Genomic DNA, 12,858 nt, shown 5'->3' on the forward strand with positions numbered 1-12,858 from the left:
CCAAGAGAACGAAACACAGCAAAAGCGGTAGGCTTGCCTGATCTTGGCAAGATAGTGGACGGTCGTAACGCTTTTACCTACAGCAAACGACCCCAAAACGGGAAATACCGCCTGATTGACCGCGACAACCCAGTACCAAGGGGAACGGCAACATCCAGATCCATGCTAGTCGCGCGCAGGAATTAGTAAGGATGCGTCGCCATAACTGAAGAACCGATAGTCATTCGAAATAGCATGCTGGTAAATGCGATCAATCCGGTCCTTTCCCATCAAGGCTGATACCAGCATCATCAACGTAGATTTCGGAAGGTGGAAATTCGTCATCAAGGCGTCGGCAACTTTGAAGTCGAAACCCGGATAAATGAAGATATCAGTAGGCCCTTCCCAAGGTTCAATCTGGCCAGATCGCCCTGCGGTTTCAATCAACCTTAGCGCAGTCGTGCCAATCGGAATGATACGGCCGCCTAACTGCTTGGTTGCAGCAATCTCATCCGCTGCTTCTTGGCTGACAAAGCCCCATTCGGCATGCATACGATGCGTTGTAACATCCTCTACCTTCACGGGCAGGAACGTTCCTGCACCGACATGCAGCGTGACTTCGGTCAAACAAACTCCTTTCGCAACGAGTGCCCGCAAAAGGTCCTCGTCGAAGTGCAAACTGGCCGTCGGCGCTGCAACTGCCCCAGAATTTCGAGCGAAAACCGTTTGATAGTCGTTTACGTCCTGCTCATCCGGTGCACGTTTGGCGGCAATGTAGGGGGGAAGCGGCATAGCGCCAGCGGTTGCAAGGGCCTCATCGAAGGCGTCGCCCTCCAGATTGAAGACAAGCCGCAAATCGGTTGCCGACTTTTCAGCGACAACGGCAGAGAGGTGTTCCGAAAATTGGATCGCTTCCCCAAGATTCACCCTACGCAAAGGCTTTGCCATTGCGCGCCACCCTTCGGTTGCGGGCTCAAGCAGTGTGACTTCAATCTTGGCCCGCGCCTCTCCCCGCGTCCGCGTTCCCGTTAAGCGCGCAGGAATGACTTTGGTGTTGTTCAGAACGAGTCGATCCCCTGGCTGAAGCAAATCAACCAGATCGAAAACATGCAGGTCACGAATGCTATCGCCTTCTGCCACAAGCAATCGAGAGGCGCTTCGCGGTCTGGCAGGACGGGTCGCAATCAGCCTTTCAGGCAGGTCAAAGTCGAAATCGCTGAGCTTCATTGGGTCTTTTTGTCCAGGGTCGGTGCCGGGCTACGAAAGATTTCTCGAAACATACCCGGTGTGAGGATCGACAAAGGGTTCACTTGGACCTTCGGGTCATCAGAAGTGCCCCTAACAGCATAATTAAACCCGAACAAGCCTTCGCCACGCCGTGTCAGCGCAGCCCCAACCCCGTTGACCAGATAGATCGGCGAGACCACGCCCTGAAGCGCCAATTTCTTTGTTTTCGTGCCATATAGACCTTCGACAGAGACGCCAAGACTGGCTCCCATTGCGGCGCCATTAGAAATCTGCACAGCCTGTGGGGTCAGCACAAGATCGAACACAGCTTCGGAAAAGAGTATTCCGCTGCCGTTCAATTGCTCCAGCAAGCCGACAACTGAAATGGCAGATAACAGTTCTGCCAAGGCATTGGTTTTCCGCACTCGGACATTCGTGAACTTGGCGCGCCCATCATAGCTGACCCGATCAGATCTGGGTGTCAGGCGAAGCGTCAACTCGCCGCCGCGAGCCGAAGAAAAAACACCTGCCGATCTCAACACCGCGCCAGCACTCTGTGAGGTAACCCTTATCGCCGTTCCATGACGAGATGGGACCGCCTCGCCCTGCACGGCAGCACTCCCATTGACGCTGCCAACGAACTGCCCGTTAAACCCGCCACGCAGCCCAAATTTGCCTTGAAATCCCGTCAAGGCAATCCCGTCGGTGACCACTAGACGGTCCAAACGAACATCAATCGAACTTGCATTTTGTGATCCGCCCTCGCCGCTTTTTGGGGCTTCAAATTTCCGCAAATCAATAACGCCGGAAGACACGACCACATCCGGATTGGCATTCTTGCCCTTGCCTTTCAACTGGACGGCACCCTCCATCCAGTTTCCGACAGTAACCTCTGAGAAGGTTGCCGTTCTCAATCCTCCGGTCTTTTCCAGATCAATATTGCCGATTGCTTTAAGACCGGGCGCAACGAGGTCGAGCTTGGATACTTCTGGGGGGCTTCCCAGTCTTGCCTGAAGTTCTAGCTTTCCTTTGGTCTTGGCCGGAAGCGTCCAGCCAATCGCATCTATTCGCATCCCAATGCCAGAAAGGTCTGTCTTCAGTTCCAGCGTCGGGGCGGCATCCTTCACAAGGTTCAGGCTAATCTCGCCCTTTCCTGTGCCGGAGAGCATGCCCGAAGGGAGCTGAACATTGAACTCCTTTAGGGCTGCTGGGGATAGTTCGACTGTGCCATCAATTCGCGCCCTTCCCTTGGCTTCCGCACCGAAGCCCTGCCGAAAAGCCACATCAAAGCGCGCTTCACCCACCTTTCCGGGGCCGGAAATCGTTAGACCAGAAGGGTCAGCCTGCAGCGCCAGCGCGTTGGCGGTAACCGTCTTTCCCGCGATAAGCTTGTCCGAAGCGACATTACCAAGCGTTCCGTTGACTCGATACTCGACATCTTCAAGCTGAACGCGGCGCTGCAATGGCAAGGACAGAAAGGTGTCAACGATTGCCTGCCCCTCGCCAAGGTCGGCCGGTCGGCCCGCTTTGGTCATGAACCCAAAAGGAGGCAGGTCCAAAAGGGACAAGGCAGCTGTGATTGTGCTTTCTGTCTTTAGCCTGATCTCTGCGCGTGCAGGCTTTGCTGTTACGTCCGGCACCTTGAAGGTTGACCCGGCGGCGTTGATCCTGCCCCCAAGAGGCGCTTCGACCTCTCCCTCATCCAGCGTGATCTGATAAGTCTTTCCCTCCACAGTTGAGCGCCCGCGCCCCTTTTGAATGGGGGGTAATGTTCGTAGGAAACTTACCTCTGCGTCATCGAACTCGTACCCCAAGGCAAGCTTGGGTTCCTGCCCCGGAACCAGACGAAGAGCGGCGTTAAGGTTGGTCAGCAAACCGTTGGCGACATTCTGGCCAACCCAGTCACGGGTCTTAGGCACCAGAGTCTTGGGCCATAGCTGCAATAGGCGATCATGGGCGATCGCATCCAAGGCAAGGTCCAAAGCGACCTGCCACCCGTCCGACTGCGCCATCGCCTTGCCCGACAGCGAAAGGCGGCGCGCTCTCTCCTCGATCAGCGTAATTTGACCGATATCCAGCTTAAAGGGATCAAGTTGCAACCGTGCATCCATGGCCCCTTCGCGAAAGATCAACGGCCGTTCAAAAAGCCCCTCCGGGTCGATCTGAGCGTCGGAAATCTGCACCTGCCCCAGAAATCCGGCGGGCAATCTGCGACCAATTGGGCCGGTCAGAATATTCCCGGAACTGTCCAACGGATAGGAATGTCCCTTTGCCTTCAACCGCAACGACGGGCTTTCTACAGAAAGGTCAGATAGCAGAATCCGACCGCGCGATGGATCATATCCAAGACGAATTGCTGCACGATCAAAGGAAATGGGGCGTGCTGTTCCTTGGGGTTGCAACGCGCCTGCCGACAGGGACATTTCCGCGTCCAGAGCTTCTAGCCCTTCGTCAGAAAGTTCTGCAGAAATGCGCCCCGAGATAGGAGCAGCGAGCACGCCAAGCCATGACAGAATTGGCGCCTGAGCCGCGATATCACGGGACGAGACCTGTTCCACCGACGCGGTCAGGCGAATCCGTGCTTCGTCTTTTGGCCGTATCAGCGTAACAACCGCCTGCGCGGGCGCTTCGCCTCCCTCAACAAGCGACAAACCTACTTCTGCAGCAAGTTGATCAGACTTTACATCAAGTCGCAGCCGACCATCCCCAACGGTCCAAAGACGGCCAGTCATGGCATCTTTCAAGGACAAACTTGCAGCCTCGGCTTCTACAAGACGTAGTCGTGACAAGAACGGGGCCTGCAGAGCGCGATCAACCTGCACAAGCAAGTCATTCAGCCCTTTAACTTTCGGTGCGTCGCCAACGTTGCCGAATTGAAGGTCTAAAGTTCCATCGCCCTGCCGTTGCAGAGCAACACTGCCCCCAATGATCCTAAGGCTTCTTGGACGCAATTTGGCCTCGGTGACCAACGACGTAGCATCAAAGACCAGCCTGACATCCGGAAGCGCAATCAGAGTTGCCCCCCGACCTTGTAGCAGACGCAGGTCTTCTATTCTCAGCCGCGGTGTCCAGTCGGACTCGACAGTGATCTCTACCCCGCCGATCGCAAACGCGGCACCCGGCATGTCTTTCGACAAGGCTGCGTTTCCACGCGCCTCTATCTCCGCGACGGCCCAGATTGGTAAGCGAATGGGCTTTCCGGTCAGCGCAAGAACTCCAAGAGTCAAGACAGACGCTAAAACCGCAAAAACAAGAACCAGAAAAAGGCCCGCTCTTCCCGCACGACGAATGTGGCGAACGGCCCTTCCTTTGGGCCTTTTCGCCTTTGGCAGGGGCGCTTCGTTTACGCCAGTCTGGTCAGATGGGCCCTCTGTCATACCCTGCCTTGTCTGCCGCGCACGTCCTTGACAACTTCACCTCTGAAGTCCCGAATTAACCTAAGACATTCTCACGGTATATTCGAACTTGGAAAGGTTGTGACTTCGCCCTCTTTATTCTCGCGGATTGCCGCCTAAAACACAAACCGTCGTGACCAGAATCAAAAAGGAACCGCCGCTATGTCCGCAAAAACCGCATCTGTAGGCGCCGATGCGCCCGACTTCACTCTGCCCCGCGATGGTGGGGGCTCTGTCACGCTGTCGCACCTTCGGCCCGGAAAGGTCGTGCTTTACTTTTATCCCAAAGATGACACCCCAGGTTGCACCCTGGAAGCTCAGGATTTTACAGCGTTGAAATCGCAATTTGATGCCAATGGCACGACCGTTATCGGGATCAGCAAAGACTCAGCCGCGAAGCACGATAAATTCTGCAAGAAATACGGTCTATCGGTTACGCTTGCCAGCGATGAAAACGGATCAACCTGTGAAGACTACGGGGTTTGGACCGAAAAGAGCATGTACGGAAAAACCTATATGGGCATCGAGCGCACGACCTTCCTGATAGACGGCACCGGGAAGATCGCTCGTATTTGGAACAAGGTCTCGGTCAAAGGTCACGCAGACGAAGTTCTCGAGGCTGCTCGTGCACTTTGAACATTGTTCTCCAATGAAACGCACCTAGGAAGATCATGTCGATCAGCTTGGCCGAAATGGCCGTTCAAGTACTGACCACTGCTGATGGCCGGGAAAAAACCGCTCTTGGGCGGAAGCATGCCGCGGCGTGGTTTGCTGCGCGCAAGGATGGCAACCCGCTGAAAATTGGAACGGCCACGCCGCCAGATTTTCCAGCACGACCCATGAAACCTGAATTGCTTCCGCCAAAGGACGTTCCGCGGCGCCGCCCCGGCAGCGCCGTGGGTCGTCAGGCATTGTTACATGCCGTCGCACATATCGAACTGAACGCAGTGGATCTGCACTGGGATATTATTGCACGCTTCACCTCTTATCCGATGCCAATTGGGTTTTACGATGATTGGGTAAGGGCGGCCGACGAAGAGGCGAAGCATTTCAATCTGATTTGCGATTGCCTTGAGACGACGGGAAGCAGTTACGGCGCGATGCCAGCCCATGCAGGGATGTGGCGCGCTGCCTCTGATACAAAAGACGACCTGCACGGTCGCCTTGCGGTCGTCCCGATGGTCCTTGAGGCTCGCGGTCTGGATGTGACGCCCGGAATGATCGAAATTTTCCGCAAAGCAGGCGAAGGCGCAGCGGTCGCGGCATTGGAAGTGATCTATGCAGAAGAGGTCAGCCACGTCGCCTATGGGTCGAAATGGTTTAACTGGCTCTGCGGAAGGGACGGAACTGACCCAAAAGAGGTGTTTCACGACTTGGTCCGCCGCTATTTTCATGGCGCGTTGAAACCGCCCTTCAACGAAGAAAAACGCGCAGATGCGGGTCTCCCGCCCGACTTCTATTGGCCACTTGCAAACATGCGATCAAGCGATGTGACAGAGTGACCTATCCCAACCAAAGATAGGCGAATTCTTGCCGATCAGCCGATCAAAACGGCTGAAATCTGATCGGATTGGTCAAATTTGTTGCAGGGGTTGGGTCGCTTGGCTAAGCAAGATCAACCTCTGGCTTGATCCTCGCTCAAGTCATCCAGATCAGTGAAGAAATGGACCTTATCGCGTGCTCTCAAGGCTTGCATATCGGATCAACGCGGCGCTTGAACGGCATTTGCCGGAACAGCGCCTGTTTTTAAAATCAGATCGCGAAACACGCTTCATTCGTCTTCGCCCGGCGACTCAGGCCATCGCCCTCGTGGGTGGCAGCGCCGCACTCGCTTGGACGATCATAGCGACGGCTATCATTTTGATGGACTCCATCAGCGCTGGTTCTGGCCGGGAACAAGCGGCCCGCCAGCAAGCACTGTACGAACAGCGCCTGAATGCACTAAGCGAAGACAGAGATACCCGAGCAGATGAGGCCGCGAGCGCTCAGGAACGCTTCAACCTCGCCCTGGCGCAGGTTGCCGAAATGCAGGGACGACTTCTCGCATCTGAAGACCGTCGCCGAGAGCTTGAAACCGGTATTGACGTCATTCAGAACACTCTGCGCCGCACCATCAAAGAGCGTGACGAGGCCCGTGCAAGGGTAGAAGAGGCGAACGTCGCACTTGCCAGCAATGGCGCACCAAAGACCGAGGCCGGTCGCGCCAAAGATGCGCTTTCCACGGTCGATATTCTGGCCCAAGCTCTCGCCTCCACCGCGCAAGAGCGCGATGTGATGGAAGGCGCAGCCGAAAAAGCCGCAGAACGCGCCGAAGCCGTAATGGCAGAAAAGAAAGCGCTTCAGGCCCGCAACAATGAGATTTTCTCAAAGCTTGAAGAAGCGGTCTCTGTTTCAATGGAACCTCTGGACAAGATGTTCCGTGAGGCAGGCATGTCTCCCGATGATCTGCTGAATCAAGTCCGTCGCGGCTATTCCGGCCAGGGCGGGCCTTTGACCCCGCTGTCCCTTTCAACCAAAAGCAGCGAAGCGAGCGTCGATGAGGCCCGAGCGAATGCTATCCTTCAGGGCTTGGATCGGATGAACCTTTACCGGTTGGCGGCATTCAAAGCACCGTTCGCGATGCCGGTCAAAGGCAGCTTCCGTTGGACCTCGGGCTTTGGCTATCGTCGCGACCCGAAAGGCGCGGGAACTCGCATGCACGAAGGCACGGATATGGCAGGCGCCTACGGCTTGCCGATCTATGCCACAGGCGATGGCGTCGTGACCTATGCAAGCTGGGATTCCGGCTATGGTCGGCTGGTTAAAATCAAGCATGAATTCGGGATCGAAACCCGTTATGCTCACATGTCTGCGATACGCGTTAATGTTGGCGATCGGGTCTCGCGTGGGGACCGGATCGGTGATATGGGCAATTCAGGCCGGTCTACCGGCACTCACCTTCACTACGAAATCCGCATCGGCGGCAGAGCCGTGAACCCGATGACCTTCATAAAGGCAGCGAACCATGTTTTCTAAGAGCCGAATCAACGAACCCGGGCCAAAGGCAGAAGATAAACCGAAGGCCCCCGAAACACCGGCAAAATCTGGCATGGAATTCACTCCCCCTACCCCAAAAGGCAAGGCTTCAGCTTCTGTCCTCTCATCCGACCTGACCATTGTCGGCAATCTCCGCACCACTGGTGACATTCAGGTGGAAGGCACTGTCGAAGGCGATATCCGCGCCCATCTTCTGACGGTTGGCGAAAGCGCCACCATTCGCGGTGAAATCGTTGCCGACGATATCGTCGTGAACGGCCGCGTGATTGGCCGTGTTCGCGGCTTGAAGGTTCGCCTGACCGCCACCGCGCGCGTTGAAGGCGATATCATCCACAAAACAATTGCGATCGAGTCGGGCGCCCATTTCGAAGGCTCTGTCCAGCGTCAGGACGACCCACTGGCTCAGGGCCGCATGTCGCCCCCAACGGCGGCTGCGCCTGCACCGGCAGCAAAGCCTGCCGCAGACAATGCCTAAGCCACATCCAAACCGTTATCGTGATGGGCGAAGCGATTGCTTCGCCCTTTTTCTATTCGAGGCTACGGCGATACAAATGCCATGAAGCGTGTCCGAATACAGGCAACACCAGAAACAGCCCCAAGAAACCGGTAGCCATTCCTGCGAACAATGAAACTGCTATCAGTGCCGCCCAGACAAACATGATGGCCGGGTTTGCGGCTACGAGCGACCAGCTTGCAATCATAGCGGTGATGAAATCGACATCACGGTCCAGAAGCAGAGGAAGGCTGACAACGGTTAGTGCGAACAGCACCGCAGCAAAAATGGCACCGACCACTGTGCCGAAGGCCAGCATGGTCAGGCCCTGCGCTGTAAGAAAAACGTCAAGGCTGGTCGAAATATTGGTCAAGGTCGCCTTACCCAAAAACAATGCAAAGATCATATGCGCCAGGAAGTTCCAGAACAGAAAGAACACCACGATGATGGCAGCCATCGTCGGAATCTGGCGGTCTTTCTGCCGAAAGATCACCCCAAGAACTTCGCCCCAGTCTAGCGGCTGACCTTTTTCAATCCGGCGGGATACTTCATAAAATCCGCACGCGATAAAGGGCCCGAGTATGGGAAACCCTGCCCCGGCCACGATCGTCCACCATATCTGCCCTTTGGTCGTCATGGCCCAATAAATCAGCCAGCCCCCAACAACATAGACTGCTGCAAAGAACAGCCCCAAAAGGGGGGCAGCCAGAAAATCAGACCAGCCCGACCTCAGCACGGATCTCAAGTCGCTCATGTCCAGTTGCAAGATTTCTGGCATTGGGCGGCTGTCCGCGACGTCCTCGACCATTCTCTGCCCCCTCCAAATTCGGCAAAACAAAGACTATGCGCCAAAGCGCATGATCGCAAAGATGTATCTGAAATCTGAAATTCGACCGTTTGTTGCAGTCGACGCCTGAAGAAAGCGACCTGACCCAAATCGTGGCCAGTGAATTAATCTGCGTTCGCCTCTGCTCGGCTTTTCCCGGCCACATCCAATGCCAAGGTTGCGGCCATGAACTGGTCAAGATCGCCGTCGAGAACACCTTGGGTATCGCTGGTTTCAACACCTGTACGCAGGTCTTTGACCATCTGATACGGCTGAAGAACATATGACCGGATCTGGTTGCCCCATCCGGCCTCCCCCTTGTTCTCATAAGCCGCGTTGATGGCCGCGTTACGCTTGTCCAATTCCATTTGGTACAGGCGCGATTTCAGGGCGTTCATCGCAATTTCGCGGTTCTGGTGCTGCGATTTCATCGAACTGGTCGTCACGATCCCAGTGGGAAGGTGGGTAATCCGCACAGCCGAGTCGGTTGTGTTGACGTGCTGACCGCCAGCACCAGACGAGCGGAAGGTATCAATTCGGATCTCGCTGTCTGGAACCACGATCTCGATATTGTCGTCGATCACGGGATAGACCCACACAGACGAGAATGAGGTATGTCGACGCGCGGCAGAGTCATAAGGCGAGATACGCACGAGACGATGCACACCGGATTCAGATTTCAGCCAACCATAGGCGTTGTGACCTGATATCTTGTAAGAAGCAGATTTGATCCCCGCCTCTTCGCCTGCGCTTTCTGACTGAAGTTCGACCTTATAGCCCTTCTTTTCCGCCCAACGGACATACATGCGCGCCAGCATACTGGCCCAATCGCAGCTTTCAGTTCCACCTGCACCAGAATTGATTTCAAGGAAGGTATCATTGCTGTCGGCCTCGCCATCCAGCAGTGCTTCCAACTCTTTCGATTGAGCAAGAGGCACGAGATCTTTCAACGCCTTCTCGGCCTCGGTGACGATTTCGGCATCCCCTTCCATCTCACCCAGTTCGATCAGTTCAACGTTGTCCTTCAGACCCGACGAAATCAGCCTGTAAGTCGACAGGGCATCCATCAGCGCCTGACGCTCGCGCATTAGCTTTTGCGCCTTGGCCGGGTCGTTCCAAAGGTTCGGATCCTCGATCATCGCGTTGAATTCTTCCAGACGATGCGGGGCGGTTTCCCAATCCATCCGCTGGGCCAGAAGCTTCAAGGACTTCTCGATCAGGGCGATGTTGTTCTGCGTCTCTGCGCGCATGTCTTTTCCCTTTGGGCTCGTGCCGGGCGTGATTAGCGAAAACTACGACGTCGGGCAAGGGACTGCGCCTTTGCCCGACATTTCGCTGACTGCTGTTTTAATATAGGCCGCCAGAGCTCATGGATCCGAAATCTGCCTTTTTCGGAATGACTTTGGTTTTGCCCGTAGCAGTGGTTACAGTAGAACCTCCCGTATCCACTTCGCCTAAGGCAAAGAGTGGAAGATTGCTGCCCATTTCAAAACCACCGTCAACGAAGAGGCCAAAGATGGGTTCTTCGCCTTCGCGGAAGTATTCAGCAACGACATTGTCGCCTTTTGCACCGTCGCCAAGCCGAGCACCTGTGAAACGGTCGATATTGATGAAGTAGCCGCCCGGGGGAACCTTGAACTTTGCGCCGCCGTACTTTTTGATTGCGGTTCGCATGAACTGTTCAAAAACGGGACCGCAGAAGCCGCCACCTGATGCGCCGGACCCCAGCGTTCTGGGCTGGTCATAACCGATGTAACAGCCAGCAACGATGTTAGAGGTATAACCAACAAACCAGACGTCTTTTGCGTCGTTGGTTGTCCCTGTCTTGCCCGCCACCGGAACAGGCAGGTTGATCCCGCGCGCCGTTCCGCGCTTCACCACACCTTCCATCATGGAAGTAAGCTGATAAGCCGTAATGGCATCCATAACACGCTCTCGCTTGGAAACGAGCTTAAGTGAGGCGCCCGGATCGAGGCTTGCAAGCTGGCAGTCGGAACACTTTCTTTGATCATGTCGATAGACCGTCCGCCCGTAGCGGTCTTGAACGCGGTCAACCAGAGTGGGCTCAACGCGCTCACCGCCATTCGCAAACATCGCGTAAGCAGCGACCATTCGGAAGAGTGTCGTTTCCTGTGAACCAAGGGCGTTTGCGAGGAAGGCATTCATCCGGTCATAAACGCCAAAGCGTTCTGCATAACCAGCGACGACATCCATCCCGATTTCTTCTGCAATACGCACCGTCATCAGGTTCCGGGATTGCTCGATCCCTGTGCGGATGGTGGTGGGTCCGTAGAACTTGTTCGACGCATTCTTTGGGCGCCACAGGCCCTGGGGTGTGTTCACCTCGATTGGTGCGTCAACGACGATCGTGGCAGGCGTGAAGCCAGAGTCGAGAGCGGCAGCATAGACAAAGGGCTTAAAGCTTGACCCAGGCTGACGCGTTGCCTGCGTCGCACGGTTGAACACCGAGTATTGGTACGAGAAGCCACCTTGCATAGCCAGAACACGGCCTGTGTTCACGTCCATCGCCATGAACCCGCCTTGCACATCCGGAACCTGCCGCAATGACCAGCGGACAAAGTCGCCCGTCTTGTCATCGGTCACGGCTCGGACATGAACCACGTCCCCGACGTCAACAAGATCACCAGCGCGCTTCGCTTTGCCCGAGAGTTTGCCGTCAGCCAGACGTTTACGAGCCCAAGTCACATCATCGGCTGGAATAAAATGCCCATCTTCATCCTCGGCTACACCTTCAATGCCGATCCGCGCGGCAGATTCGCCCACGGAAAGCACAACAGCCAAGTGCCAGTCCTTGATATCGCGGGGAAGTTCGACTTCAGCCAAGGCAGCGCGCCAATCGTCCTCGGACGTCAGACGATCCGGAGAAATGACCTGCTTCGTCCCGCGCCAGATGCCCAAGCCACGGTCATAGCGCTCAAGCCCCCGGCGAAGAGCCGCAGCAGCAGCGGCCTGTAGTTCGGGATCGACGGTTGCACGGATCGAAAGTCCGCCCGCAAAGAATTCTTCTTCCCCAAAGCTGCCGGAAAGTTGGCGGCGAATTTCGTCAGTAAAGTAATCCCGATCAGGCAGAGTTTCCCGGAACGCTGGATAGTCGCCATTCTGGACCGTCTTAAGGGGGGCGTCTTTCTCGGCCTTCGCGACTTCGGCGGTGATGTGACCATCTTCCACCATACGATTTAGCACATAGGCCCGGCGTTCAATTGCGCGGTCCATGTTCCGAACTGGATGCAAATCTGACGGTGCCTTAGGCAGCGTTGCCAGATAAGCAGCCTCACCCGGGCTCAATTCAACAAGGGATTTGTTGAAATAGGTCTGCGCCGCAGCAGCAACGCCATAGGAATTCTGGCCCAAGAAGATTTCGTTCAGATAAAGTTCAAGGATCTTGTCCTTGGACAAGGTTTCCTCAAGCCGGCTTGCAAGAATAAGTTCTTTGATCTTTCTTTCCCCGGTCCGATCTCCTGACAGAAGAAAGTTCTTCATCACCTGTTGGGTAATTGTCGATGCGCCGCGAACGTTCTTTCCGCGACTTTGCACCGCGTCAATAAAGGCCGAGGCCATGCCGGTTACGTCATATCCGCGATGCGTATAAAAGTTCTTATCTTCGGCACTGATAAAGGCATTCTTTACCAGCTCAGGCATGTCTTCGATCGGAACGAACAAGCGGCGTTCCTTGGCGAACTCGTCAATGATCCGCCCTTCACCCGAATAGATCCGACTGATGGTCGGTGGGGAATATTGAGCAAGGCGCTCGTGGCTTGGCAAGTCCTGCGCATACATGAAGAAAATCGCGCCAATAGAGAGCGCTGCGAAAAGCACGCCCATGGTGACCATCGTAAAGATGCCACCGAAGAAAGACCCAACAAACCTTACCACGCGTCCGA

9 protein-coding genes are annotated in these 12,858 nt (G+C 55.5%); 4 read left to right on the forward strand and 5 right to left on the reverse strand.

Translation table 11 applies throughout. The features are described from left to right. Nucleotides 1–165: 165 nt before the first annotated feature. The gene (gene queA, locus ACSBLW_RS04965; RefSeq protein WP_435259125.1) at nucleotides 166–1,206 is read right to left on the reverse strand and encodes a tRNA preQ1(34) S-adenosylmethionine ribosyltransferase-isomerase QueA; all 1,041 of its coding nucleotides are present in this window, start codon (nucleotides 1,204–1,206) and stop codon (nucleotides 166–168) included. After that, nucleotides 1,203–4,433, reverse strand: coding sequence for an AsmA-like C-terminal region-containing protein (locus tag ACSBLW_RS04970; RefSeq protein WP_435259126.1), 3,231 nt, complete (start codon nucleotides 4,431–4,433; stop codon nucleotides 1,203–1,205). Before ACSBLW_RS04970 ends, queA begins: the two co-directional genes overlap by 4 nt. A gap of 330 nt (nucleotides 4,434–4,763) precedes the next feature. On the opposite strand from ACSBLW_RS04970, the gene bcp reads away from it, so the two are divergent. From bcp to ACSBLW_RS04990, 4 genes are all read left to right on the forward strand, one after another. Beyond that, nucleotides 4,764–5,237, forward strand: a complete 474-nt coding sequence (bcp, locus tag ACSBLW_RS04975; protein WP_435259127.1) for a thioredoxin-dependent thiol peroxidase — start codon at nucleotides 4,764–4,766, stop codon at nucleotides 5,235–5,237. Nucleotides 5,238–5,272: 35 nt separating this feature from the next. Next, a complete protein-coding gene (locus tag ACSBLW_RS04980) occupies nucleotides 5,273–6,103 on the forward strand; it encodes a ferritin-like domain-containing protein (protein WP_435259128.1) in 831 nt (276 codons plus the stop codon). Nucleotides 6,104–6,278: 175 nt separating this feature from the next. Further along, the gene (locus ACSBLW_RS04985; RefSeq protein WP_435259129.1) at nucleotides 6,279–7,616 is read left to right on the forward strand and encodes a DUF5930 domain-containing protein; all 1,338 of its coding nucleotides are present in this window, start codon (nucleotides 6,279–6,281) and stop codon (nucleotides 7,614–7,616) included. Beyond that, entirely contained in the window at nucleotides 7,606–8,112 is a 507-nt protein-coding gene (locus ACSBLW_RS04990) for a bactofilin family protein (RefSeq protein WP_435259130.1), read from the forward strand. The genes ACSBLW_RS04985 and ACSBLW_RS04990 overlap by 11 nt, the downstream gene beginning before the upstream one ends. Nucleotides 8,113–8,164: 52 nt before the next feature. Here the strand turns inward: ACSBLW_RS04990 and ACSBLW_RS04995 are convergent, their stop codons facing one another. From ACSBLW_RS04995 to ACSBLW_RS05005, 3 genes are all read right to left on the reverse strand, one after another. Next, a complete protein-coding gene (locus ACSBLW_RS04995; RefSeq protein WP_435259131.1) occupies nucleotides 8,165–8,938 on the reverse strand; it encodes a DUF2189 domain-containing protein in 774 nt (257 codons plus the stop codon). Between the two features lie 143 nt (nucleotides 8,939–9,081). Then, nucleotides 9,082–10,206 (reverse strand): peptide chain release factor 2, encoded by a 1,125-nt coding sequence (gene prfB, locus ACSBLW_RS05000; RefSeq protein ID WP_435259132.1) that lies wholly within the window; start codon nucleotides 10,204–10,206, stop codon nucleotides 9,082–9,084. A 97-nt stretch (nucleotides 10,207–10,303) separates the two neighbouring features. Then, complete coding sequence (locus ACSBLW_RS05005) at nucleotides 10,304–12,850, reverse strand: penicillin-binding protein 1A (RefSeq protein WP_435259133.1); 2,547 nt, start codon at nucleotides 12,848–12,850, stop codon at nucleotides 10,304–10,306. Between the last annotated feature and the right edge of the window lie 8 nt (nucleotides 12,851–12,858).

Origin of the sequence: Thioclava sp. FR2 (assembly GCF_051200875.1) — a bacterium.
In the GTDB taxonomy this organism is placed as follows: Bacteria; Pseudomonadota; Alphaproteobacteria; order Rhodobacterales; family Rhodobacteraceae; genus Pseudotabrizicola.

Bases quoted from the DNA above. Each gene is read 5' to 3' on its own strand.
- queA (WP_435259125.1), bottom strand. From the start codon at position 1,206: ATGAAGCTCAGCGATTTCGACTTTGACCTGCCTGAAAGGCTGATTGCG.
- bcp (WP_435259127.1), top strand. From the start codon at position 4,764: ATGTCCGCAAAAACCGCATCTGTAGGCGCCGATGCGCCCGACTTCACT.
- ACSBLW_RS04980 (WP_435259128.1), top strand. From the start codon at position 5,273: ATGTCGATCAGCTTGGCCGAAATGGCCGTTCAAGTACTGACCACTGCT.
- ACSBLW_RS04990 (WP_435259130.1), top strand. From the start codon at position 7,606: ATGTTTTCTAAGAGCCGAATCAACGAACCCGGGCCAAAGGCAGAAGAT.
- ACSBLW_RS04995 (WP_435259131.1), bottom strand. From the start codon at position 8,938: ATGGTCGAGGACGTCGCGGACAGCCGCCCAATGCCAGAAATCTTGCAA.
- prfB (WP_435259132.1), bottom strand. From the start codon at position 10,206: ATGCGCGCAGAGACGCAGAACAACATCGCCCTGATCGAGAAGTCCTTG.